20 protein-coding genes are annotated in these 22,943 nt (G+C 72.4%); 12 read left to right on the forward strand and 8 right to left on the reverse strand.

Features of this window, described 5'->3' with window-relative positions; genetic code table 11:
• Window positions 1-42 precede the first annotated feature (42 nt).
• The 4 genes from A3Q37_RS02755 to A3Q37_RS02770 are packed head-to-tail and all read left to right on the forward strand — an operon-like array spanning window position 43 to window position 5,801.
• On the forward strand, window positions 43-1,656 hold the full coding sequence (locus A3Q37_RS02755; RefSeq protein WP_065477034.1) for a GMC family oxidoreductase: 1,614 nt from the start codon (window positions 43-45) through the stop codon (window positions 1,654-1,656).
• On the forward strand, window positions 1,653-2,837 hold the full coding sequence (locus tag A3Q37_RS02760) for a glycine betaine/L-proline ABC transporter ATP-binding protein (RefSeq protein ID WP_065477036.1): 1,185 nt from the start codon (window positions 1,653-1,655) through the stop codon (window positions 2,835-2,837). Before A3Q37_RS02755 ends, A3Q37_RS02760 begins: the two co-directional genes overlap by 4 nt.
• Window positions 2,837-4,825 carry a proline/glycine betaine ABC transporter permease gene (locus A3Q37_RS02765; RefSeq protein ID WP_065477038.1) on the forward strand — a complete coding sequence of 663 codons (1,989 nt, stop codon included), beginning with the start codon at window positions 2,837-2,839 and terminating at the stop codon, window positions 4,823-4,825. The genes A3Q37_RS02760 and A3Q37_RS02765 overlap by 1 nt, the downstream gene beginning before the upstream one ends.
• A gap of 1 nt (window position 4,826) precedes the next feature.
• Complete coding sequence (locus A3Q37_RS02770) at window positions 4,827-5,801, forward strand: ABC transporter substrate-binding protein (protein WP_065477040.1); 975 nt, start codon at window positions 4,827-4,829, stop codon at window positions 5,799-5,801.
• 47 nt (window positions 5,802-5,848) lie between these two features.
• Here the strand turns inward: A3Q37_RS02770 and A3Q37_RS02775 are convergent, their stop codons facing one another.
• From A3Q37_RS02775 to A3Q37_RS02785, 3 genes are all read right to left on the reverse strand, one after another.
• Window positions 5,849-7,216: a cytochrome P450 gene (locus tag A3Q37_RS02775; RefSeq protein ID WP_065477042.1), complete on the reverse strand. Its 1,368-nt coding sequence runs from the start codon at window positions 7,214-7,216 to the stop codon at window positions 5,849-5,851.
• 618 nt (window positions 7,217-7,834) lie between these two features.
• Window positions 7,835-8,692 carry a hypothetical protein gene (locus tag A3Q37_RS02780; protein ID WP_065477044.1) on the reverse strand — a complete coding sequence of 286 codons (858 nt, stop codon included), beginning with the start codon at window positions 8,690-8,692 and terminating at the stop codon, window positions 7,835-7,837.
• The gene (locus A3Q37_RS02785; protein WP_065477048.1) at window positions 8,692-9,972 is read right to left on the reverse strand and encodes a VWA domain-containing protein; all 1,281 of its coding nucleotides are present in this window, start codon (window positions 9,970-9,972) and stop codon (window positions 8,692-8,694) included. The genes A3Q37_RS02780 and A3Q37_RS02785 overlap by 1 nt, the downstream gene beginning before the upstream one ends.
• 111 nt (window positions 9,973-10,083) lie before the next feature.
• Between A3Q37_RS02785 and A3Q37_RS02790 the strand changes: the two genes are divergently transcribed.
• On the forward strand, window positions 10,084-10,695 hold the full coding sequence (locus A3Q37_RS02790; protein WP_369691438.1) for a hypothetical protein: 612 nt from the start codon (window positions 10,084-10,086) through the stop codon (window positions 10,693-10,695).
• A 46-nt stretch (window positions 10,696-10,741) separates the two neighbouring features.
• On the opposite strand, the gene xylB is transcribed toward A3Q37_RS02790, so the two are convergent.
• Complete coding sequence (gene xylB, locus A3Q37_RS02795; protein WP_065477051.1) at window positions 10,742-12,223, reverse strand: xylulokinase; 1,482 nt, start codon at window positions 12,221-12,223, stop codon at window positions 10,742-10,744.
• A 241-nt stretch (window positions 12,224-12,464) separates the two neighbouring features.
• On the opposite strand from xylB, the gene xylA reads away from it, so the two are divergent.
• The gene (gene xylA / locus A3Q37_RS02800; protein ID WP_065477053.1) at window positions 12,465-13,631 is read left to right on the forward strand and encodes a xylose isomerase; all 1,167 of its coding nucleotides are present in this window, start codon (window positions 12,465-12,467) and stop codon (window positions 13,629-13,631) included.
• 118 nt (window positions 13,632-13,749) lie between these two features.
• Here xylA and A3Q37_RS02805 read toward each other — a convergent pair whose 3' ends face one another.
• The 4 genes from A3Q37_RS02805 to A3Q37_RS02820 all read right to left on the reverse strand — a co-directional run bounded on the left by A3Q37_RS02805 (window position 13,750) and on the right by A3Q37_RS02820 (window position 16,982).
• Entirely contained in the window at window positions 13,750-14,997 is a 1,248-nt protein-coding gene (locus tag A3Q37_RS02805; protein ID WP_065477055.1) for an ROK family protein, read from the reverse strand.
• Between the two features lie 122 nt (window positions 14,998-15,119).
• Window positions 15,120-15,776, reverse strand: a complete 657-nt coding sequence (locus tag A3Q37_RS02810) for a DUF305 domain-containing protein (RefSeq protein WP_065477057.1) — start codon at window positions 15,774-15,776, stop codon at window positions 15,120-15,122.
• Entirely contained in the window at window positions 15,773-16,423 is a 651-nt protein-coding gene (locus A3Q37_RS02815; protein ID WP_065477059.1) for a DUF3105 domain-containing protein, read from the reverse strand. Before A3Q37_RS02815 ends, A3Q37_RS02810 begins: the two co-directional genes overlap by 4 nt.
• A 127-nt stretch (window positions 16,424-16,550) precedes the next feature.
• Window positions 16,551-16,982, reverse strand: a complete 432-nt coding sequence (locus tag A3Q37_RS02820) for a hypothetical protein (RefSeq protein WP_065477062.1) — start codon at window positions 16,980-16,982, stop codon at window positions 16,551-16,553.
• A gap of 135 nt (window positions 16,983-17,117) precedes the next feature.
• On the opposite strand from A3Q37_RS02820, the gene A3Q37_RS02825 reads away from it, so the two are divergent.
• The 6 genes from A3Q37_RS02825 to A3Q37_RS02850 all read left to right on the forward strand — a co-directional run bounded on the left by A3Q37_RS02825 (window position 17,118) and on the right by A3Q37_RS02850 (window position 22,893).
• A complete protein-coding gene (locus A3Q37_RS02825) occupies window positions 17,118-18,914 on the forward strand; it encodes an FUSC family protein (protein WP_065477064.1) in 1,797 nt (598 codons plus the stop codon).
• On the forward strand, window positions 18,911-19,417 hold the full coding sequence (locus A3Q37_RS02830; RefSeq protein WP_065477066.1) for a MarR family winged helix-turn-helix transcriptional regulator: 507 nt from the start codon (window positions 18,911-18,913) through the stop codon (window positions 19,415-19,417). The genes A3Q37_RS02825 and A3Q37_RS02830 overlap by 4 nt, the downstream gene beginning before the upstream one ends.
• A 465-nt stretch (window positions 19,418-19,882) precedes the next feature.
• A complete protein-coding gene (locus tag A3Q37_RS02835; protein ID WP_065477069.1) occupies window positions 19,883-21,526 on the forward strand; it encodes a sensor histidine kinase KdpD in 1,644 nt (547 codons plus the stop codon).
• Window positions 21,523-21,930 carry a roadblock/LC7 domain-containing protein gene (locus A3Q37_RS02840; RefSeq protein WP_006128841.1) on the forward strand — a complete coding sequence of 136 codons (408 nt, stop codon included), beginning with the start codon at window positions 21,523-21,525 and terminating at the stop codon, window positions 21,928-21,930. The genes A3Q37_RS02835 and A3Q37_RS02840 overlap by 4 nt, the downstream gene beginning before the upstream one ends.
• Window positions 21,927-22,298, forward strand: a complete 372-nt coding sequence (locus tag A3Q37_RS02845; RefSeq protein WP_065477071.1) for a DUF742 domain-containing protein — start codon at window positions 21,927-21,929, stop codon at window positions 22,296-22,298. Before A3Q37_RS02840 ends, A3Q37_RS02845 begins: the two co-directional genes overlap by 4 nt.
• Window positions 22,279-22,893, forward strand: coding sequence for an ATP/GTP-binding protein (locus A3Q37_RS02850; protein WP_006128843.1), 615 nt, complete (start codon window positions 22,279-22,281; stop codon window positions 22,891-22,893). The genes A3Q37_RS02845 and A3Q37_RS02850 overlap by 20 nt, the downstream gene beginning before the upstream one ends.
• Window positions 22,894-22,943: the final 50 nt, after the last annotated feature.

Below are 22,943 nucleotides of genomic sequence, written 5' to 3' on the forward strand. Positions count from 1 at the left end.
CACCACGTACACGCACGAACCTTGCAGAAGGAGCAGTGACCGATGCCTTCCACCCCCCGCAGCACCGCAGTCCCCGACGGTCAGGTGACCGACTACGTGATCGTCGGCGGCGGCACCGCCGGATCGGTCATCGCCTCCCGGCTCACCGAGGACCCGAACGTCACCGTCACCGTCATCGAGGGCGGCCCCACCGACATCGACCGCGACGACGTGCTGACGCTGCGCCGCTGGCTCGGCCTCCTCGGCGGCGACCTCGACTACGACTACCCCACCACCGAACAGCCGCGCGGCAACAGCCACATCCGGCACAGCCGCGCCCGCGTCCTCGGCGGCTGCTCCTCGCACAACACCCTCATCAGCTTCAAGCCGCTGCCCGGCGACTGGGACGAGTGGGCCGAGGCGGGCGCCGAGGGATGGGACGCGGCCGCGATGGACCCGTACTTCGCCAAGCTGCGCAACAACATCGTCCCGGTCGACGAGAAGGACCGCAACGCCATCGCCCGCGACTTCGTCGACGCCGCCCAGGAGGCGGCCGGGGTCCCGCGCGTGGACAGCTTCAACAGCAAGCCGTTCCACGAGGGCGTCGGCTTCTTCGACCTCGCCTACCACCCCGAGAACAACAAGCGCTCCTCCGCGTCGGTGGCCTACCTCCACCCGCACATCGAGGCCGGCGACCGCCCGAACCTGCGGATCCTGCTGGAGACCTGGGCGTACCGCCTGGAGTTCGACGGCACCCGCGCCACCGGCGTACACGTCCGCACGAAGGACGGCGAGGAGATCCTGCTCCGCGCCGCCCGCGAAGTCATCGTCTGCGCGGGCGCGGTCGACACGCCCCGGCTGCTGATGCACTCCGGGATCGGCCCCCGCGAGGACCTGTCCGCCCTGGGCATCGACGTCCGCCACGACCTCCCGGGCGTCGGCGAGAACCTGCTCGACCACCCCGAGTCCGTCATCGTCTGGGAGACCGACGGGCCCATCCCGGAGAACTCCGCGATGGACTCCGACGCAGGACTCTTCGTCCGCCGCGACCCCGGATCCCGGGGCCCGGACCTGATGTTCCACTTCTACCAGATTCCGTTCACCGACAACCCGGAGCGGCTCGGCTACGAGAAGCCCGAGCACGGCGTGTCGATGACCCCGAACATTCCCAAGCCGCGCAGCCGGGGCCGCCTCTACCTCACCAGCGCCGACCCCGAGGTCAAGCCCGCCCTGGACTTCCGGTACTTCACCGACGAGGACGACTACGACGGCCGCACCCTCGTCGACGGCATCAAGCTCGCCCGGGAGATCGCCCGCACCGAGCCGCTGGCGCACTGGCTCAAGCGCGAGGTCTGCCCCGGCCCCGAGGTCACCTCGGACGAGGACATCAGCGAGTACGCCCGCAAGGTCGCCCACACCGTCTACCACCCGGCGGGCACCTGCAAGATGGGCGCCGCCGACGACCAAGCGGCCGTCGTGGATCCGCAGTTGCGCATCCGCGGCCTTCAGGGCATCCGGATCGCCGACGCGTCCGTCTTCCCGACCATGCCCGCCGTCAACCCGATGATCGGCGTCCTCATGGTCGGCGAGAAGTGCGCCGAACTCCTCGCGGACCAGGCGCGTGACACCGCGCCGGCCGCGGGAACCAGCACCAGCACCGGAGGCGATGCCCGATGACCGGAACCGACACCCTCAAGGCCACCGGCCCCTCCGGGAACGCGGGAGCCACCGGAGCCGCCGGAGCCGCCGGAGCCGACGAGAACCCGGTGTTCTCCGTACGGAACCTCTGGAAGGTCTTCGGCCCCAAGGCCGACCGGATCCCCGGCAGCGAGCACGCCTCCCTCCCGCCCGCCGAACTGCGCGAGGCCACCGGTTGCACCGCCGCCGTCCGCGACGTCTCCTTCGACGTCCGCAAGGGTGAAGTCTTCGTCGTCATGGGCCTGTCGGGCTCCGGCAAGTCGACCCTCGTACGCTGTCTGACCCGGCTGATCGAGCCCACCAGCGGCACCCTCGCCATCGACGGCGAGGACGTCCTCGCGATGGACCGGGCCCGGCTGCGCGAACTGCGCCGCCACCGCGCCGCGATGGTCTTCCAGCACTTCGGACTCCTGCCGCACCGCACGGTGTTGGACAACGTCGCCTACGGCCTGGAGATCCAGGGCCTCAGCAAGGCCGAACGCCGCGCCAAGGCAGCCGAGTTGGTGGTGAAGGTCGGCCTCGAAGGTCTTGAGGACCGCCGCCCCTCGCAGCTCTCCGGCGGCCAGCAGCAGCGTGTCGGGCTCGCCCGCGCGCTCGCCGTCGACCCGTCCGTCCTCCTCTTCGACGAGCCGTTCAGCGCGCTGGACCCGCTGATCCGCCGCGAGATGCAGGACGAGGTGGTCCGGCTGCACCGCGAGGAGGGCCGCACCATGGTCTTCATCACCCACGACCTCAGCGAGGCCCTGCGGCTGGGCACCCGGATCGCGCTCATGCGCGACGGCGGCATCGTCCAGCTCGGCACCCCCGAGGAGATCGTCGGCTCGCCCGCCGACGACTACGTCCGCGAGTTCGTCCGCGACGTCCCGCGCGAGCAGGTCCTCACCGTCGCCACCGCCATGCGGCCCGCGCTCGCCGGGGAGAGCGAGCGCGGCCCGGCCGTACGCCCCGACGCCACCGTCTCCGAGGCCATCGAAGCGGTCTCCCGCTCCGGCGACCCCGTCGCCCGCGTGATGGACGGCGGCCGGCTCGTCGGCGTCGTCGACCACGCGTGCCTGCTCGCCGTCGTCGCCGGAACGACCGCTTCCGCCGCCCCGGAGGCTTCCGGCACCCCCGACGACGCGTCGGACGCACCGGACGGCTCCCGCGAGGTGACCCTCTGATGGCCACCGCAGAGGCCACCCCGGCCCGCCCCGCCGCCACCGCGGGCGCGAGCCGGGGCCCGCTGGCCGCCCTCCGCGACCGCCCCGCCGCCGCGAAGCTCCTGCTGCTCGCGCTCGTCGCCGCCGTCGTCGTGCCCGTCGTGCACGGCCGCTGGGGCGGCGGGATCTGGCCCGAGGCGCTGACCGCCGACCTCTCCGCCCCGCTCGGCGACGTCACGGACTGGATCGTCTCCAACCGCGACAGCCACCCGCTGTTCCTCTACTTCTTCGGCCACATCAGCAACGCCGTCGTCCTCTCCGTACGCGGCGTCTACCTGGTCCTCCTGGCCCTCGGCTGGGCCGGCGTCACCGTGTTCGCCGCCGCCGTCGCCTGGCGCGTCGCCGGGCTACGGCTCGCCCTCACCGCAGGCGTGTCGTTCCTGCTCTGCGGGCTGCTCGGCATGTGGGTGCCGACCATGCAGACGCTCGCGCTGATGGTCGTCGCCGTTCTCGCCTCCGTCGTACTGGGGCTGCTCCTCGGCCTCGCCGCCGGGCTCTCCGACCGGGTGTTCCGCATCCTGCGCCCGGTGCTCGACACCATGCAGGTGCTGCCCGCGTTCGCCTATCTGCTCCCGGTGGTGCTGGTGTTCGGCATCGGCGTGCCCGGAGCCGTCCTCGCCACCGTCGTGTACGCGGCTCCGCCGATGGCCCGGCTCACCGCGCTCGGCCTGCGCGGCGCGGACAGCGGCGTCATGGAGGCCGTCACCTCGCTCGGCGCGACCGGACGGCAGCGGCTGCTGAGCGCCCGGCTCCCGCTGGCCCGCAAGGAACTCCTCCTCGGCCTCAACCAGACCATCATGATGGCGCTCTCCATGGCCGTCATCGCCTCCGTGATCGGCGCGGGCGGCCTCGGCGACCGCGTCTACCAGGCGCTGTCCTCCGTGGACGTCGGCGCCGCCCTCGCCGCGGGCATCCCGATCGTGCTGCTGGCCGTCGTCCTGGACCGTACGACCGAGGCGGCGGGACGCCGGATCGGCGCCGAGCCCACCGGCCCGGCCCTGCTGCACGGATGGCGCGGCTGGTCCCTGGCCGCCCTGGTCACCGCGGCCGTCGCCGCCGTCGGACGGGCGGCCGACGGCCAGGTCTGGCCCGACGGTGTGACCGTGGCCATCGCCGGACCGGTCAACACCGCCAAGGACTGGATGGTCGACCACCTCTACACCGGGGTGCCCGTCGTCGGCGGCACCGCCGACCTCGCCTCCCACTTCACCAGCGGCGTCCTCAACCCACTGCGCAGCGGGCTGACCGGTCTGCCCTGGTGGTCGGTGCTGCTGATCGTCGCCGCCCTCGCCTGGACCATCGGGACCTGGCGCACCGCCGCCACCGCCGTCCTCGCCATGGCCGCGATCGGCGTACTCGGCGTGTGGGAGCCCTCGATGGACACCCTCAGCCAGGTGCTCGCCGCCGTCGCGGTCACCCTGGTCATCGGCTTCGGCGTCGCCGTCGGCGCGGCCCGCAGCGAGCGCCTGGAGCGGCTGCTGCGACCGGTTCTGGACGTCTTCCAGACCATGCCGCAGTTCGTCTACCTGATCCCCGTCGTCGCCCTGTTCGGCGTCGGCCGCGCCCCCGCAGCCGCTGCCGCGGTCGTCTACGCGCTGCCCGCCGTCATCCGCATCACCACCCAGGGGCTGCGGGGCGTCGACCCGGCGGCGATGGAAGGCGCGCGCTCCCTCGGCGCGACCCCGGGCCAGCAACTGCGCCAGGTGCAGATCCCGCTGGCCAGGCCGTCCCTGCTGCTCGCCGTCAACCAGGCGGTCGTCCTGGTCCTCGCCGTCGTCATCATCGGCGGACTCGTCGGCTCCGGCGCCCTCGGTTACGACGTCGTCTTCGGCCTCGCCCAGGGCGACCTGGCCACCGGACTCGTCGCCGGAGCGGCGATCGTCTGCCTCGGCCTGATGCTCGACCGGGTCACCCAGCCCACCACCCGCCGCCAGCGACAGGAGAGCTGAGATGAACCGCTCCCGTACGCGCCTGATCACGGCGCTGTCGTCGGCCGCCGCCCTGCTCGCCACGGCGGGCTGCGGCGCCGCCGACATGACCAAGCAGGCCTCGCCGTTCGCGGCCCCCGCCGGGGTCAAGACGGTCACGCTCTCCGTCCAGTCCTGGGTCGGCGCCCAGGCGAACGTCGCCGTCGCCGAGCAGCTCCTCAAGGAGGAGCTGGGCTACCGCGTCGACCTCGTCCAGACCGACGAGGTCCCCGCCTGGGACGCCCTCAGCCAGGGCCGCGTCGACGCGATCCTGGAGGACTGGGGCCACCCGGACCAGGAGAAGCTGTACATCGACGAGAAGAAGACCATCGTCCGGGGCGGCGACCTCGGGGTGACCGGCCACATCGGCTGGTACGTGCCGAAGTACTGGGCCGACAAGAACCCCGACGTCACGGACTGGAAGAACCTCAACAAGTACGCGAAGGAACTCCGGACCGCCGAGAGCGGCGGCAAGGGCCAGCTGATGGACGGCTCACCGTCCTACGTCACCAACGACGTGGCCCTGGTGAAGAACCTGGACCTGGACTACAAGGTGGTCTTCGCCGGCTCCGAGGCGGCCCAGATCACCCAGATCCAGCAGTTCGCCAAGGAGAAGAAGCCCTTCCTCAGCTACTGGTACCAGCCGCAGTGGCTGTTCAACGAGGTGCCGATGGTCGAGGTGGAGCTCCCCGAGTACACGGACGAGTGCGCGGCCAAGGACCCGGCGGACATCGACTGCGCGTACCCGACGACGCCGCTCCAGAAGTTCCTCAACGCGGACTTCGCCGAACGCGGCGGGGACGCGTCCGCGTTCCTGAAGAAGTTCCACTGGTCGGAGAAGGACCAGAACGAGGTGTCCGAGATGATCGCCTCGCAGAAGCTCACTCCCCAGGAGGCGGCGAAGCGCTGGATCGAGCGCCACCCGGACGTCTGGAAGAAGTGGCTGCCGAAGGACTGACGCTGTCCGGCGCCCGGCTCCTTGAGAGGAGCCGGGCGCCGTCCCCGCTACCGCGCCCGGACCGTCGCCGTGACGTCCCGGTCCGGCTGGAGCGTCAGGCCTGTCACCGGGGTGATCTCGCCCGGGTCGACGTCGAGGGTGAAGCGGCGGGCCAGCACGGCCAGCAGGAGGACGGCCTCCACCATCGCGAAGCGCGTACCGATGCAGACCCGGGGCCCGCCGCCGAACGGGAACCACGCGTACTCCGCGATCTCGTCCCCGTCCTCCGCGTCCCAGCGCTCGGGCCGGAACTCCTCCGGCTCCGGGAACCACCGCGCGTCGCGCTGCGTGGCCCACTGGCTGCTCCACACCCGGGTGCCCTCCTCGATCGGCAGGCCCCCGATCGTCGCCCCTTCCTTCGCGACCCCGGTGATCAGCCAGACCGCCGGGTACAGCCGCAGGGTCTCCTTCACCACGGCCTGGGTGTACGTCAGCCGGGCGTAGTCCTCGAAGCCCGGCTCCCGGTCGCCGAGCACCCGGTCCAGCTCCTCGGCGAGCGCGTCGCGCACCCGGGGGTTGCGGGCGAGCAGATACCACGCCCACACCAGCGTCGTGCTCGTCGTCTCGTGGCCGCCGATGTACAGCGTGACCGTCTCGTCGCGGATCTCGTCGTCGGTGAGGTGCGTCCCGCTCTCGTCGACGGCGGTGAGCAACCTGCTGAGCAGGTCGGGGCGTTCCTCCTCGCCGTCCCGGTGCCGGGCGACGACCCGGCCCACCTCGGCGTCGATGACGGCGGCGGCCTTCTTGATGCGCGCCCGGCCCGGCGTGGGCACCCAGTCGGGGAGCAGCGCGCCGATCCCGGCGAACTCCTTGCCGATCTCCATCTGGGCGACGTCCATCGCGCGGCCCATCGCCTCGGAGTCGGCCGGGGTGTCCACCCCGAAGATCGTGCGCACGGCGATCTTCTGCGTCAGCGCGGCCATCTCCCGCTTGACGTCGATCCGTTGGCCGTCCGACCAGCGGTCCGCCAGCTCCACCGCCGAGGCCGCCATCGTGGCCGCGTACGACTTCACCTGCTTGGGCCGCACCGAGGGCTGCACCAGCGAACGCTTGCGCCGCCAGTCCGGACCCCGCGCCACGATCATCCCGTTGCCCAGGACGGTCCGGAAGGCGATACCGAGCTTCGGCTGATCGAAGGTGTGCTCCGTCTCGGTGAGCAACTCGCCTATGCAGTCGGGGTCGGCGAGAAAGACACACCGGTTGCGGCCGAACCGCCAGCGCACCATGTCCCCGTGCCCACGCAGGAGTTCGAAGAAGGCCAGCGGATTTTTTCCGAACTGCGGCAGATTCCCCACCAGCGGCAGCCCCTTGGGCCCCGGCGTGAACGCGTGGCCGCGAGGCGGGGTGTCGATCGCCGGACCGGTCTGCGTGGACATCGAGGAACTCCGCTCCCTGGGGCGCGCCACTGCCCGGCGCGCAACCGTTCGAACCCCATCGAACAGGATGGGGGCGGCACTCCACCAGGGCGCCGACGGGGCGTGGCCGAAACCCGTCAGATGCCTTACGGAGTACGCGAGTTGTCGAGGGTAGCCGCAGCGGCCTCTGGATTCGAACAGGGGCCGCGGGCGGAGTTTCGTCCCCGTGCGAGAATCCCGCCATGCCGATGGATCCGCCCGCGTCCCGCCGGGTCGCAAGGGCGCTGGGCTACCGGGAGACGGGCCGTCAGCTGAGCGTACGGCCGGCTTGACCGGATCCGGAGCCCTGCCCGCTGCCAGGCCGGGGCACCACGACGATCTGGACGTCGTCCTCGTACACAACCCTGCCGGGATCCACGGACTCCAGCCGCTCGCACGGCACACCGTGCGCGGCCAGCAGCGCGAGATAGCCGGGGGCTGCGCTCGGTGCTCTGGAACCGTACGTACGTCGTCGTGCTCATCCCGTTCCCTTCTGCTGCGGCGCGGGTGCCCCCGGCCTCGACGATCCGCCCTGTGCCGGGAGTCAGGATCGTCGAGGCCGAGGAGAGCCGCCATACGGGCGCGGGGTCGGCGTGCCGGTCAGACGCCGGGCGGTACGTGGGACGGGCGGCCCCGGCCGCGTGTCAGGGAGTAGCCGAACACGGCTGCCAGCGCGGTGAGTACGCCGCCGCCCACGGTCCACAGCCAGCGGTCGGTCCACCAGCCCGAGGACCAGCCGTCCTCCGGCTCACCGGCGGACGGCACGCGCGGCGCGGCCGAAGCGTCCGCGTCATCCGTGTCGCTCGCCTTGGCGACCGAGACCCCCGGGACCAGCGGTTCGGCGAGAGTGCCGCCCCCGTCGTGGGCGCCGCCCAACTCCTTGATGCTCGTCCTCGCTTCCACTTCGACCGGCAGGCCCAGGTCGGCGGCGGGCAGGTCCACCACGGTGAGGCGGATGTAGTAGCTCCCGGGCAGCGGGTCGTTGGCCCACGGCTCGGACCAGGACCGCACGGGGCGCAGGACGCAGGACAGCTCGACGGTGGCCGCGTCGGCCGCCGCCTTCCTGGTCTGGTGCCCGTACATGCAGGCCTGGCGGCGGCGCAGCCCGTCGTACACGTCGACCTGCCAGGTGGACGTACCGCGCCGGGCGGCGCTCTCGGGCAGCTTCACCGTGGCCTCGACGGTGGGCCGCTGACCGGCGTCGGCGGGGAACACCCAGTACAGGTAGTCGCCGGCCGAGGCCTGGGCGGTGCCGGACTGGCCCTGCTTCAGGGCGGTCGCCGTACGGAACGTGGTGCCGGCCTCCGTGGGTCCGGCCTCGTCCCCGGCGGGGCTCGCGCTCGCCGACGGGTCGTCCGCGAGCGCCGGGCCGGCCGTGGTGAGGAGGGTCAGCCCGGCGAGCAGCGCGCCGGTGAGCGCACGTCGTATGCCGCGGGCGCGGCGAGGGGTCCTGGTCATCAGTTGGTCCTCCAGACGGCGATGCGCCAGCGCGAGATCCAGCCGGTCAGCAGGCCCGCGACCAGTCCGGTCAGAACGAGCACGCCGAGCAGCCACCAGCCGCGGCCGAGCCCGAAGGCGGCGACGTCCGAGGCGTTGTCCGGGCCGTCCACGAGGTCCACGGTCAGCTCGACCGGCAGGCCGGGGGACCGCTTCACCGAGGCGGGCGCGGAGAAGGAGTGGGCGAGCTGGAGGCAGACGGTCTCGGCGGCGGGCTTGCCGTCACCGTCGTCGCCGTCCTCCACCTCGGGCTTCGGATAGCGCAGCCCGGACGAGACGACGTCCGTACGGCCGGTCCCGGCTTCGGAGCCCCGGACGATCTCACGTCCGTGCACGGTCACCGCGCGCAGCAGGACCCCGTAGTCGTTGTCCACGGCGCGGTCGGCGGCCACGCTCGCTGAGGCGCGCAGCTCCTGACCGGGCAGCACGTCGACGCGGTACCAGCGGTGTCGGCCGATCTCCGCGCGGTCGGTGAAGAGACCCGGCTTCAGCTCGGGCGCGCCGGAACAGCTCTCGGCCCCCTCGGTCGCCACCGGAGTGACGACGGGCTCGGCGGCCCGGTCCACCAACTGCTTGACCCGGTCGGAGAGTTCTTCCTTGTGCTGGACGGCGGTGTACGTGCCGCCGGTGGCCTCCGCGATACAGGTCAGCTGCTGGCGGATCTTCGCGTTGGGCACAAGCCCCAGCGTGTCCACGACCAGGTGGGTGCCGCGGGCCGCGATCTCCCGGGCCACCTCGCACGGGTCGAGCGGCCCGCAGGTGTCCTCGCCGTCCGTGATGAGCACGATCCGCCGCGAACCGTCCCCGCCCTCCAGATCGTCGGCCGCGCCGAGCAGGGCGGGCCCGATCGGGGTGAACCCGGTGGGGGCGAGGGTGGCGACCGCGGTCTTGGCCTCCGTACGGTCGAGGGGGCCGACCGGGTAGAGCTGCCGGGTGTCCTTGCACCCGACCTTGCGGTCCTCACCCGGATAGTCCGCACCGAGCGTCCGGATACCGAGCTGAACCTGTTCGGGCACCGCGTCCAGAACGTCGTTGAACGCCTGCTTGGCGGCGGCCATCCGGGACTGGCCGTCGATGTCCCGGGTGCGCATGGAACCGCTGACGTCGAGCACCAGCTCGACCTTGGGGGAGGGGGCGGCGGGGGCTTCGTCGGCGGCGGCGGGGATCGCGGTGCCGAGCCCGGCGGCCAGGGTGGCGAGCGCTATGCCCACCCCGGTCGTCAGCCGTTTTCTAGTGATCATCGCCGGATCTTATGGAAAATCAGTTCGTATTCCCAACCCGGGGCTTCGAGGACGGCTGCCGGTGCCGGGCGGCATGGTTCGCGCCCTACGGAATCTGCCTAGGCTGCGGGCATGGGGATGGATCTCACGTTGTTCATGGTGGACTGGGAGCGGTTGGGCGCCGTCCCCGTCGAGGACCGGATCGGCCTGCTGGAAGACATGGTCTGGCCGTGCGATACCGAGGAGTTGTACGACCCCGGGCGCGGGCCGGCCGACGGCTGGCTCTGGTCTCCGGGTCCGGAGCCGGCTTGGTGGGCCCAGTACAGCTTCGTCACCACCACCGGCGCCCATGTGCCGCATGCCCGCGCGGGCTCCGCATGGGCTGACATGCGGTTGCTCGTCGATGCTTCCGTGCGTGAGTCGATGGACACCTTCCTCGACGGTCTGGTCCGGGACGCGGGGCCGGCCTTCGCCTGTGACGGGGGATTCTTCCCGCCTGCCGCCGACCCGCGGCATCCGGACGTCCTGCTGGCCTGCCCGCCCGAGGTGCTGCCGGGCAAGGTGCGGGCCTGGGAACGGGTGGAGCCGCGTCTGGAGGAACTGAGGGAGCCGTTCGCCGCCGAGTGTGAGGGCTGGGCGGGCCGCCCGGAGTCCTTCGATGACTTCACCGCGCTGGTACGGGAATGGGGCGCCGTGACGACGACCGCCGCCGGTCGCGGCTGGGGTCTGGTGGGCCTGCCCTGATGCCCTGGCGTCAACGGCAGATCGCCCCCCGCCTTCGCCCGCCCGTTCAGCCGCCCAGCAGTGGCCCCGACGCCCGTTCCAGGACCGACGTGACCCGCTCCCACGTCTCCGTGTCCCGTTCCACCGGCGGCAGCTGACGGTCCGTGCCGGACTTCTGCCAGGTCGTTGCCAGGGCCACCGGGTCGCCGCCGCCCGCCGCCGAGGCGGCCAGGGCCGCCGCGCCCAGGGCGACCAGTTCTCCGTTGCCCGGGATGACCAGCGGGCGGCCGGAGAGGCGGCGTACCGTTTCCACCCACATCCGGCCCTGCGCCCCGCCGCCGATCAGGCGCAGCGGGCGGGCGGCGACCTCGGGGGCGTTCGGGTCCAGGCCGCAGGCCGACAGCAGTTCGTCCGTGGCGCGCAGTACGGTCACGGCCGCGCCCTCGTAGGCGGCGCCCAGCAGCTGCTGCCGGGTCGTGTCGTGGCGGAGTCCGGTGAGGAGGCCGGAGGCGGTCGGCAGGTCGGGGGTCCGTTCGCCGTCGAGGTACGGGAGCAGGACCGCCTCGCCGCCGGGTGCCGCGTCCTCGCGGTCCAGGCCCAGCAGGGCCGCCACTTTGTCCACGGCGAGCGTGCAGTTGAGGGTGCAGGCCAGCGGGAGGTACGTGCCGTCGGCGGCGGCGAACCCGTTGAGCGCGGGGGACGCGGGCCGGGTGCGGGAAGCCGCGAACACCGTGCCGGAGGTGCCGAGGCTGAGGGCCGGGTGGTCCAGCAGCCCCTCGCCGCCCAGCCCGAGGCCCACGGCCGCGCTCATGTTGTCGCCGGTGCCGGCCGCCACCGCGATGCCCGCGGGCAGCCCGAGCGCCTGGGCCGCCGCCTCGGTGAGCGAGCCGATCCGGGCCGCCCCCGTGGGTGCCACCTCCGGGAGCAGGGCCGCGTCGAGGCCGAGGAGTTCTAGCAGTTCGGGGTCGTACGCACCCGTCGCGGTGGAGTACCAGCCGCTGCCCGAGGCGTCCCCCGGGTCGGTGGCCGCGACACCCGCGAGGCGCTCGGTCAGGAAGTCGTGGGGGAGCCGGACGCCCGCCGCGTCCGCCGCGCTCGCCGGGTCGTTCTCCCGCAGCCACTGCCACTTGGAAGCGGTGATGGACGCCACCGGTACGGACCCGGTCCGCGCCGTCCAGGCCGCCGGTCCGCCGAGCGCCTCGGTGAGAGCGGCCGCCTGCGGCGCGGAGCGGGTGTCGTTCCACAGCAGCGCGGGGCGCAGCGGGCGTCCCGCCCGGTCCAGCACGACGAGCCCGTGCTGCTGCCCGGCCACCGCGATCCCGGTGACCGCGCGGCCGGGCAGACCGGACTCCTTCAGCCCGGCGGCCACCGCGTCGCACAGCGCCCGCCACCAGATCTCCGGATCGCTCTCCCGGGCCCCCGCCTCTCCGGTGACCACATGCGGGGCGCGCCCCACGGCGAGCCGCTCACCGGTCCCGGCGTCGATGAGGACTGCCTTGGTGGACTGCGTCGAACTGTCCACGCCGATGACGACGGCGGGTGACGGCATGGTGGCCTCTTTCGCGCTGCGGGTGCTGGACGGCTGATGATCACGTGCCGATCATTCGGCTGCGGCATGAACAAATTACGGGATGCGTGAGCCGCTGCACAGGGGGGTGTGGGTGTTCCTCGCGGCCGGGGGGTTCCGTGCCCGGGGTGCGGTGTGCTTGATTAGTCATGACACTGAACAAATAGGGGTGCCGGGCTCGCCGCCGGGCGTCCCGACGGCAGGCGAAGGCGGTCGGACGACGATGACGGAACGCTTCACCCCCACCCCCGAGGACAAGTTCAGCTTCGGCCTGTGGACCGTGGGCTGGCAGGGCCGGGACCCCTTCGGCGACGCGACCCGCGCGGCCATCGACCCCGTCGAGTCCGTGCGGCGGCTCGCGGAGCTGGGCGCCTGGGGCGTGACCTTTCACGACGACGACCTGATCCCCTTCGGCGCACCGGAGACCGAGCGCGAGAGGATCGTCAAGCGCTTCCGGCAGGCGGTCGACAGCAGTGGACTCGTCGTGCCCATGGTGACGACGAACCTCTTCACGCACCCCGTCTTCAAGGACGGCGGGTTCACCGCCAACGACCGCGACGTACGCCGCTACGCCCTCCGCAAGACCCTGCGCAACATCGACCTCGCCGTCGAGCTCGGCGCGAAGACGTTCGTGGCGTGGGGCGGCCGCGAGGGCGCCGAGTCCGGCGGGGCGAAGGACGTCCGCCTCGCCCTGCACCGGATGAAGGAGGCCTTCGACCTCCTCGGCGAGTACGTCACCGAGCAGGGCTACGACCTCCGCTTCGCCGTCGAGCCCAAGCCCAACGAGCCGCGCGGCGACATCCTGCTCCCCACCATCGGCCACGCCCTCGCCTTCATCGAGCGCCTGGAGCGCCCCGAACTGGTCGGCGTCAACCCGGAGACCGGGCACGAGCAGATGGCTGGGCTCAACTTCCCGCACGGCATCGCCCAGGCCATGTGGGCGGACAAGCTCTTCCACATCGACCTCAACGGCCAGTCCGGCATCAAGTACGACCAGGACCTCCGCTTCGGCGCCGGCGACCTGCGCCAGGCGTTCTGGCTCGTCGACCTGCTGGAGAGCGGCTACGAAGGCCCGCGCCACTTCGACTTCAAGCCCCCGCGCACCGAGGACTACGACGGCGTCTGGGCCTCGGCCGCGGGCTGTATGCGCAACTACCTCATCCTCAAGGAGCGGGCCGCCGCCTTCCGCGCCGACCCCGAGGTGCGGGCGGCGCTGCGGGCCTCGCGCCTGGACGAACTGGCGCGCCCGACCGCGGGGGACGGCCTGGCCGAACTGCTCGCCGACCGCACGGCGTACGAGGAGTTCGACGTGGACGCGGCGGCGGAACGCGGCATGGCCTTCGAGGCGCTGGACCAGCTCGCCATGGACCACCTGCTGGCCGTGCGCTGACGTACGGTCTGATGCGCACGGTGAGCACGGGCCCGTCGGCGTACCGGACGGGCCCGGGCCCACCGACGTACCGCGTGCACACGGGCCGGTGCCTCCAAGCCCCGGCCCGCCCCCCCCATCACCCGCCCGACGCCTCCGCGTACGCCACCGGATCGTCCAGCACGTCCTGCACCACCAGCGCCGCCGCCCCCCGCGCCGCGTCGCCCGCCACCGACGACGCCCGGAGCCTGCCGCTGCCCGGCGACCAGAGGCCCGACACCACCCGGCCCGTCAGCTCCTCGTCGGCGGGCGGCGCCAGCCACGGCATCAGGCCCCGGTAGATCCCGCCGAGCACCACCGCGTCCGGGTCGACCAGGTTCACCGCCCCCGACAGCACCCGGCCCAGCATCCGGCCCGCCTCACCGATCGCGGCCACCGCGCGCGGGTCCCGTGCCGCCGCGCGCCGCTCCAGCTCCAGCACCCCGGAGGCGCCACCGACCCCCTCGATCCCGGCCGCCCGCAGCAGCGCCGCCTGTCCGGCGTACTGCTCCAGGCACCCCCGCGACCCGCACCGGCACTCCGGACCCGCCGGGTCCACCACCACATGCCCGATCTCCCCGGCGAACCCGTGCGCTCCGCGCAGCAGTTCGCCGTTCAGGACCAGCGCCCCGCCGACCCCGATCTCACCGGTCAGATAGAGGAAGCTGCGGACGTCCCCCAGCCCGCCGAACCACAGCTCGGCCAGCGCCGCGAGATTGGCCTCGTTCTCCGATGCGACCGGCAGCGCCGGACGGCCGGGGCGCAGGGCGGTGAGCGCGTCGGCGAACAGCTCCTGCGCCGGGACCTCGTTCCAGCCGAGGTTGGGGGCCTGCCGCACCGACCCGCCGGAGACCAGACCCGGCAGCGCCAGCGCCGCGCCCACCGGACGCAGCTCCTGCTCGTACGCCGACTCCAGGGTCCGCGCCGCGAGCCGGGCCGCCCGTGCCAGCGCTTCTTCGGCGGGCGCGCCCCGGTTGTCGAGATGCTCGGTCTGCCGGACCCGGCCGGTGCCCGCCAGATCCACCACGCACACCGAGACGTAATCGATGTTGATCTCCACACCGAGCCCGGCCGGACCGGTGCGCGCCACCTTGAGCGCGGTGCCGGGGCGGCCCGCCTGGCCGCTGAACGTCTTGCCCGACTCGGTGAGGAACCCGCTGTCCATCAGCTGCTCGACGAGCGAGGACACCGCGGCCCGGGTCAGCCCGACCCGGGCCGCCACTCCGGCGCGCGTGGCGTCGCCGCGCTCGCCCTCGTCCCGCACGGCACGCAGTACCAGGCTCAGATTGTGCCGTCGCACGGTGTCCTTGTCGGCCTTGGGCCCCAGCGGCGTGAGGATGCTCTTCATATCGTCGCCGAGCCTATGCGATGAGGGGCTCAGGGCGGACGGTGCGGGACGGGCGGCCCCGGCCCTCGGCCGGAAACCACCCGGGGGTGCCCGGCCCTGATCCGCCGGACACCCCCCCACCATCAGGGCTTGGCGCCCCGCTCCTTCAGCATGTCCGCCATCAGCCCGATCTCCGACCGCTGGCCCCGGACCATGCCCTGTGCCAGATTCCGGATGGCGTCCGTCTTCGCCGCGTCGGCGGCCGCCCGCGCCATGTCGGCGCCCGCGCGATGGTGCACGGTCATCAGCCGCAGGAACAGGACCTCGGCCTTCTCGCCCTCCGCGGCCTTGAGCGCCGCCAGTTCCGCGTCGGTCGCCATCCCCGGCATCAGCGAACCGTCGTCGGTCGGCGTGACGGTGTGCCCCATCCACGCCATCGGCGGCCCGGCCGCGCTCTTCGGCAGCCCCCACATCTCCAGCCAGCCCAGCATCATGCCGCGCTGATTGGCCTGGGTGTTGATGATGTCGTACGCGAGACGCCGCACGTCCTCGTCGTCGGTGCGGTCCCGCACGATGAACGACATCTCGACCGCCTGCTGGTGGTGGATCGCCATGTCCCGGGCGAACCCCGCGTCCACGGAGTCCTCCGCCGGAGCGGACTGCGACGACGACGCCCCCGACGGGGAGGCCGCGGACGGGCGGACGACCATCAGCGCCACCAGCCCCAGCGCGACGAGCAGCACCGCGGCCCCCGCGAGGATCAGCCGGCGGGTGGAGCGGGCGGGCGCGAGGGCGGTCATCCGTCCAGCCCGCCGGTGCAGGCGGCCCCCGGCTCGGGGGTCTGCGGGCCCTGCACGTACTTGGTGAAGAACTGGTCGACCCGGTCGTCCGAGGCGCTCTTGACCGTGACCTGCTTGCCCCAGGCGCTGAGCATCAGCGGGTCCTTCTGGTCCTTGACCGGGCTCATCAGGGAGTACGGAGTCGACTTGACCTTCTTCGTCAGCGCCTCGATGTCCGCCTCCGAGGCCTTGTCGTTGTACGTCACCCAGACCGCGCCGTGCTCCAGCGAGTGCACGGCGTTCTCCTTCGGTATCTCGTCGGTGTAGACGTCCGCGTTGCAGTTCATCCAGACCTGGTTGTGGTCACCCCCGACGGGCGGGTTCATCGGGTAGTCGACCTTGTTCGCCACATGCTCCTGCGTCAGCTTGTCCCAGCTGCGCTCACCGGTGACGGGCGAGGTCTTGGCCTGCTCCTCCTTCTTGTCCTTCTCGTTGGCCTGCACCATCAGGTAGCCGCCTCCGGCGACCAGGGCGGCGACCACGGCCACCGACGCCCCGATGGTGATGATGCGGACCCGGCGCTCGCGGGCCCGCTCCTTGCGGCGCGCCTCTTCGAGCTTGGCGCGCCGCGCCGCTGCCGGGTTGTTCTGGTTCTTGGCGGAAGCCATGGGAAGTCCTCGTCGTTCAACCGATGCACAGGGGGCCTGCGCATGAGGGGGTAAGGGATGCGGGGCATACGGAAAACCGCTCCCGGAGAGCCGGCGCCAGGGCACGGCGGGGGAGTGGACCCGGCCTCTAGATCCGCTGGACCTGGAGGCGCAGTTGATCGACGGAACGCACACCGTCGTGCGCGGGACCCCTGATGACCGCCGCCCCCGTGAGCGGGGCGGCGGGGACGTGGGCCACGGGCGAGGGAACGGCCGCGGGGGCGGACGACACCGGAAGCACCACGGCCACCGTGTGCGTCGAGCCGCCGTGGCACGACGACCCCAGACCGCGGTCACCCGGAGACGCCAGCACGACCGGTTCGAAGGCCGCGTCCGGTGTCGGGGTGAACGCGCGGACGGCGGCCGCCTCGGCCGGGCCCGCCGCGACCGGCACGGCGGCGGACGACGTGGTGGCCGAACAGCAGAAGAGCATGGCCAGCAGGAAGAAGACCCAGCCCAGGGCGAAGGGCGCACGGGAGCGGTACCGCTGCCGGTCGGTCCGCGTGCTCACCCTGGTCATCGCCCGTCATCGTAGTGGGTGCATGAAGATTCAAAGAAGATGGGTCGCGCTGTTCGCGGGACAGTGTGCCCGAGTCGCCGCCGCTCGAACAGAGGCCAAATGTTTTACAGGTGTAATACCTGTTAACGTATATGGGTGAGTGATACACCTGTCCGCCCCGGGCAATCCGCCGCCCGCAGGCTCCCGCAGCTCCCGCCGGCCGTCCGTAGCCTCCCGCTGTTCTCGGCCCTCCGGCTCTCGCGGCCGTCGGACACCTGGTTCAAGCCCGCCCTCAGCGTGGTCGTCGCCTCCGCCGTCCCCCATCTGACGCTCCTGGCCGTCGGCCGGCTGGACCTGGTCATCTACACCATGGCCGGGTCGCTGTGCGCGCTGTACGGCCACGGCCTGCCGTACGCCCGGCGGGCGCGGGCCGTCGCGGGCGTGGTGCTCGGCATGGCCGCAGGGCTCGCCGTCTCCCTGGTCACCGCCTCGCTCACCGGCTCGACCGCCGTGCTCATCGCGGTCGGGGCGCTGCTCGCCGCCGTACAGAAGGTGCTGTGCGACGCGACCCGGATCGGGCCGCCCGGACATGTGATCTTCACCTTCGTCAGCTCCGCCGCCCTCTTCGCGCCGCAACGCCTCGGCCAGGTCCCCGGCCATCTCGCCCTGACCCTCGGCGCGGGCGCGTTCGCCTGGCTGGTCGCCCTCGCGCCCGCCCTGGTCCGCCGCGAAGGCCCCGAACGCCGGGCGGTCGCCCGCGCTCTGGAGGCCGCGGCGGCGTGCGCGGCCGATGCGGGTCCGCGTCACCGGAGCGCTGCGGATCCCGGCCCGGGCCCGCGTGACCGGGGTGCCGCCGCCGACCTCGGCCCGCGTAACCGCAACGCCGCGGCCGCCGCCGTGCACGCCGCCTGGCAGTGTCTGCTCGCCTCCGGGCGACCCACCCCCGTACGCCGGTCGCTGGAACGCCTGGTCGTGCACGCCGAATCCGCCTTCGTGGCCCCGGGCCCCGGGAGCGGGGCGGCGGATCCGGAGCGGCTGCGCGCCTGGGCCGCCCTCACCCGGGGCCGGGGGCCCGTGCCCGTACCGCCGCCGGCCCCCGGCACCGCCGACGAGTTGTACGGGATCGACGCCGAGCGCGCCGTCCTGCGGGCCCGCGAAGGACGCCGCGCGGCCCGCCGCGCCCTGCTGCGCCGCCTCGGCCCCGGCTCCCCGCTGCTGCCGGTCGCCGTCCGTACCCTGATCGGCTGCGCACTCGCCGGGTATCTCTGCGCCGCGCTCGGCGTCGGCCGTCCCTACTGGGCGATCGTCACCGCCGCCTCCCTGTACCAGGCCAACCTCACCCTGTCGTGGAACCGCGCCCTCCAGCGCACCCTCGGCAACCTCCTGGGCGTGCTCGTCTTCGCCGCCGTCCTGCCGGTGTCGCGGATCAGCCCGCTCGCCCTCGTCTGCTGCTGCCTCTTCTTCGGCTTCGCCGCCGAGGCGCTCATCACCCGCAACTACTGGCTCGGCTCCGTCGCCGTGACCCCGATGGCCCTGCTCGTCCTGGAGTTCGGCGGCGCCCACCCGGCAGGCGAGCTGATCGGCGACCGGGTCCTGGACACCGTCCTCGGCGCGGCCGTCGGCTTCCTGGCCGCGACGCTCGTCACCAACCGGCGGGCGGCGGGCCGGGTCGAGCGGGCCCTCGACGCCACCCACCGGGCCCGCGCCGCCGCGGAACGGACCGGCGCCGACCCCGGAGCCGCCCCCGCCGAGCGGGACCGGGCCCGCCGGACGCTCACCGCGAGCCTCGTCGAACTGCGCGAGGCGGGTGACACCGCCGCGGGCGAATGGTGGCAGCGCGCCCTGCCCGAGCAGCGTCTTCTCGCGGCCGAGCAGGCCGGACACCGTACGCTCGCCGCGACAGCACAACGGCGCGGGCCCACGGCCCACGCCCCTTCGATCGGAGCGGAGTGACCGACGACATCGTTGCCTCGGTGGTCCGGCAGTGGCAGACCGTCAACCCCGAGCTCGACACCGGACCGATGGAGATCATCGGCCGGATCAACCGCTGCGCCGCCCTGCTCCAGCAGGCGGAGGACGCCCCGCTGCGCTCCGCCGGGCTGACCCGCGCCGAATTCGACCTCCTCGGCGCCGTACGCCGGACGGACCGCGAGCTGACCCCCGGCGAGCTGGCCCGCGAGACCTTCTCCTCCGGGGCCGCCGTCACCAAACGGCTGCGCGCCCTCCAGGACCGCGCCCTGGTCGACCGCCGGGGCGACGACCGCGACCGGCGGGTCGCCCATGTCCGTCTCACCGACGAGGGACGGGCCCTGGTCGACCGGCTGCTGCCCGAGCAACTGGCGTACGAACGCTCGGTGCTGGCCGGTCTCGACCGGCCCGGCCGCGACGAACTCGCCTCCCGGCTGAGCGAGTTGCTGGTCCAGCTGGAAGGGCGCCTCGGCGGCGCCCGCCGCTGACCCCGCCGCCCCGTCATCGGCGGCGGTCCGCATACGCGTCAGCCCGGCAATTTTCCCCATCACCCCTCCGCCGGCCGGGAATCTGCTCCTTTCGATCCGGTTCGGTCACCTGTACCTCTGACTGATTCTGTGCGGTGAAAAGAGCGGGTGATGGGGCTTTTCATGCCGTAAATGGCTTACCCGGTGGGGAAAGCGCCCTTCTCTGATGTGCCGACGGGACCAGAGGGGGCTGTTTTCAGTCACCACTACTCCCCGCACACGCTCCACAGCGCTCAGTGCAAAAACTGGTGAGTGTATTCCTCCCGGCGGGCTTCCGCAGGGGGTTGGGTGAATATGCCGAAGCACTGTTCTGATCTGGCTAAGCTCACGCGCAGTGAAGTCGAGTTGAGATGAATTCGAGCACTTGTTCCTCAGTCTCCGCTCACGTGCGCATACATCCCGGAATCAACCGCCAGAGGGTTTTAGATGGTCCGTGTTGAATCACCGCCGACCGACAGAGAAGTACCCGTCGTCCGCGTAGTCCTGCTGCCCGTGGTCCTGCTCCTCGGCGCGACCGCCGCCGGGTCGGCCCTGGTCGCACCGGCCGCGCGGATACCAGTCGCCGTGTGCGGCGCGATCACCACGCTCGTGGTCGCCGTACTCACCGTGGCGCTCCACCGCCGTCGACGCGCCCTGCGCGTCCAGCGCGCCGAGTACGAACAGCGCATCGCCTACCTGGAACACCGCATCCTCTCGCACGACGCCGAGACGGTACGGCTCACCAAGGAAGTCATGCCCGCCGCCATCCGACGGCTGCGCGTGGGCAATTCGCCCGACGAGGTGATGCGCGACATCGTCGACGCGGACGCGGCCAACCGCCATCTGCCCAAGGCGCTGCGCGAGCAGATCCACCAGGTCCTCGAAGTCATCGACAACGAGGAGGCCCGGCGTGACTCCGCCCAGCGCGCCTTCGTCAGCGTCGCCCGCCGTGTCCAGGCGATCGTGCACCGCCAGGCCAGTGAACTGCGGGAGATGGAGGACCACTACGGGCGCAACCCCGAGGTCTTCGACGACCTGCTGCGCATCGACCACGGCACCGCGCTGATCGGCCGGCTCGCCGACTCCATCGCCGTGCTCGGCGGGGCCCGCCCCAGCCGCCAGTGGCCCAAGCCCGTACCGCTGTTCAGCGTCCTGCGCGGCGCGATGTCCCGCATCCTGGAGTACCAGCGCGTCGATCTGCACTCGATCGCCAAGGTCGCCATCGTCGGCACCTCGGTCGAACCGCTCATCCACGCCTGCGCCGAACTCCTCGACAACGCGACCCGCTACTCCCCGCCCCAGACCCGGGTGCACGTCACCGCGGTCGAGGTGCAGACCGGCATCGCCATCGAGATCGAGGACGGCGGCGTCAGCCTCAGCGAGGAGGCCCGCGCCCGCGCCGAGAACATGCTCGCCCAGGCCCAGGCCGGCATCAACATGAACGACCTCGGGGAGTCCCCGCGCCTCGGCATGGCCGTCGTCGGCCGGCTCTCCCGGATGTACCAGCTCCAGGTGTCGTTGCGTCAGTCGGCGTACGGCGGTGTCCGCGCCGTCCTCATCGTGCCGCGCGAGATGATCACCACCGGGCCCGCCCCGGGCATCGCCCACGGCATCGGCGCCACCTCCCGGCCCACCAGCTCCCTGGACATGTCGCAGCTCCAGCACGTGGTGCCGCCGCCCGGCAAGCGCAAGCCCAAGCCCGCCGCCACCGGCCCCGTGCCGTCCGTGGCCGCACCCGTCCCCACCGGCGCCCCCGCGGCCGCCGCGCGCCCGGCCGTACCCGCGGCCGCCATGGAGGACGACGTTCCCGTGGTCACCGAGTGGACCGAGAACGGGCTGCCGCAGCGCCGCAGCCGGGGCCGCGCCCCGCTCGGCTCGCACAACCTCCCGCAGCAGCCCACGCCGCCGCCCTCGGCTCCCGCCAACGGGTTCCAGCCGGGCCCGGGCGGCGGCACGGGCGGCGGACGCGGCGAGGAGAAGCCCCCCGGCCTGTGGCTGGAGGCCTTCACCAAGGCCGTCAACGGCGTACCGCAGGAACGAAAGCACGGCGAAGACTCCGATGACGCGTGGGACAAGGGAGACCTGAAGTGATCCAGCAGCGGGGAAACATGGACTGGATGCTCAAGGAGCTGGCCGACGACGTGCCGAGCATCCACCAGATCGTGGTGCTCTCGTCGGACGGTCTGCGCATCGCGATGCACGGCGGCGACCCCGACGTCGCCGACCGGCTCGCGGCGGCCTGCGCCGGACTCCAGAGCCTGGCCGCCGCGGTGGCCACCGAGATCCCGTACAGCGACGGACTGATGAAGCTCGTCGTCATCGAAGTCACCGGCGGGTTCTTCTACTTGATGGCGGCCGGCACCGGCGCGTATCTCGCGGTCCTGGCCGGCGAGACCGTCGACGCCGGACTCGTCGGGGCCCGGATGCGGGACATGGTCGTGCGCATCGGAGCCCATCTGACCAGCCCGCCCCGCCACGGCGGGCAGTCCGGATGAGTGGACCTCGACGAGAACGCCGCAAGACCGACCCGGATCTCCTCGATCCGGAACGGCTGTACGTGATCACCGGCGATCTCGACGACAGCGAACGGGCCCAGCTCGACCTGGTCACGATGGTCGTCGCGCAGGCGGAGCCGTCGCCGACGTTCCAGCCCGAACAGGCGGCGATCCTCCGGCTCTGCCAGGCCCCGTTGTCCGTCGCCGAGATCTCGGCCTACCTCGGCCTGCCGTTCAGCGTGGTCACCTCGCTCCTGAGCGATCTCCTCGCCACCGAGCTCATCGAGTCGCGCGCGCCGATCGTCCGCGCCACTCTCCCCGACAGGTCCCTTCTCGAAGCGGTGATGCATGGACTTCAGAAGCTCTGACACGATCACCGGCCCCCGTACCGAGGACGTCCTCCCCACTACGGCCACCGCCGCGGTGAAGGTCGTGATCGTCGGAGGGTTCGGCGTCGGCAAGACGACCATGGTCGGCTCGGTGAGCGAGATCCGGCCGCTGACGACCGAAGAGACCATGACCCAGGCCGGCGTCGGCGTGGACGACAACGCCGGGGTGGAGACGAAGACCGCCACCACCGTCGCCATGGACTTCGGACGCATCAGCCTCAGCGAGGAACTGATCCTCTACCTGTTCGGCACCCCCGGCCAGGAACGCTTCTGGTTCCTGTGGAACGGCCTCTTCGAAGGCGCCCTCGGCGCGGTCGTCCTCATCGACACGAGACGCCTCGAAGTCAGCTTCGACGTCATCGGGCGGCTGGAGGAGCGCGGAGTGCCGTTCGTGGTGGCCGTCAACACCTTCCCCGACGCGCCGCACCACCCGGTCGAGGCCCTGCGCAGCGCTCTCGACCTGCCGGACGAGGTCCCGATGATCGACTGCGACGCCCGGCTGCGGGCCTCCAGCCGCGATGTGCTGATGACCCTGATGCGCTACCTGCACAGCCTGGCCGTCCCCCTCGCCTGACGCCCCCGCATCCCCGGGCCCGACGACGGGACCGCCCCGGGGGCGCGCCA

The organism is Streptomyces sp. PTY087I2 (genome assembly GCF_001687325.1).
Lineage (GTDB): Bacteria > Actinomycetota > Actinomycetes > Streptomycetales > Streptomycetaceae > Streptomyces.

What these genes read in the sequence shown, in the direction of transcription:
- A3Q37_RS02815 (WP_065477059.1), bottom strand. Translation starts at nt 16,423, where the DNA reads ATGGCTTCCGCCAAGAACCAGAACAACCCGGCAGCGGCGCGGCGCGCC.
- A3Q37_RS02765 (WP_065477038.1), top strand. Translation starts at nt 2,837, where the DNA reads ATGGCCACCGCAGAGGCCACCCCGGCCCGCCCCGCCGCCACCGCGGGC.
- A3Q37_RS02805 (WP_065477055.1), bottom strand. Translation starts at nt 14,997, where the DNA reads ATGAAGAGCATCCTCACGCCGCTGGGGCCCAAGGCCGACAAGGACACC.
- xylB (WP_065477051.1), bottom strand. Translation starts at nt 12,223, where the DNA reads ATGCCGTCACCCGCCGTCGTCATCGGCGTGGACAGTTCGACGCAGTCC.
- A3Q37_RS02780 (WP_065477044.1), bottom strand. Translation starts at nt 8,692, where the DNA reads ATGACCAGGACCCCTCGCCGCGCCCGCGGCATACGACGTGCGCTCACC.
- A3Q37_RS02775 (WP_065477042.1), bottom strand. Translation starts at nt 7,216, where the DNA reads ATGTCCACGCAGACCGGTCCGGCGATCGACACCCCGCCTCGCGGCCAC.
- A3Q37_RS02785 (WP_065477048.1), bottom strand. Translation starts at nt 9,972, where the DNA reads ATGATCACTAGAAAACGGCTGACGACCGGGGTGGGCATAGCGCTCGCC.
- xylA (WP_065477053.1), top strand. Translation starts at nt 12,465, where the DNA reads ATGACGGAACGCTTCACCCCCACCCCCGAGGACAAGTTCAGCTTCGGC.
- A3Q37_RS02760 (WP_065477036.1), top strand. Translation starts at nt 1,653, where the DNA reads ATGACCGGAACCGACACCCTCAAGGCCACCGGCCCCTCCGGGAACGCG.
- A3Q37_RS02770 (WP_065477040.1), top strand. Translation starts at nt 4,827, where the DNA reads ATGAACCGCTCCCGTACGCGCCTGATCACGGCGCTGTCGTCGGCCGCC.
- A3Q37_RS02845 (WP_065477071.1), top strand. Translation starts at nt 21,927, where the DNA reads ATGAGTGGACCTCGACGAGAACGCCGCAAGACCGACCCGGATCTCCTC.
- A3Q37_RS02820 (WP_065477062.1), bottom strand. Translation starts at nt 16,982, where the DNA reads ATGACCAGGGTGAGCACGCGGACCGACCGGCAGCGGTACCGCTCCCGT.
- A3Q37_RS02755 (WP_065477034.1), top strand. Translation starts at nt 43, where the DNA reads ATGCCTTCCACCCCCCGCAGCACCGCAGTCCCCGACGGTCAGGTGACC.
- A3Q37_RS02810 (WP_065477057.1), bottom strand. Translation starts at nt 15,776, where the DNA reads ATGACCGCCCTCGCGCCCGCCCGCTCCACCCGCCGGCTGATCCTCGCG.
- A3Q37_RS02790 (WP_369691438.1), top strand. Translation starts at nt 10,084, where the DNA reads ATGGGGATGGATCTCACGTTGTTCATGGTGGACTGGGAGCGGTTGGGC.
- A3Q37_RS02850 (WP_006128843.1), top strand. Translation starts at nt 22,279, where the DNA reads ATGGACTTCAGAAGCTCTGACACGATCACCGGCCCCCGTACCGAGGAC.
- A3Q37_RS02835 (WP_065477069.1), top strand. Translation starts at nt 19,883, where the DNA reads ATGGTCCGTGTTGAATCACCGCCGACCGACAGAGAAGTACCCGTCGTC.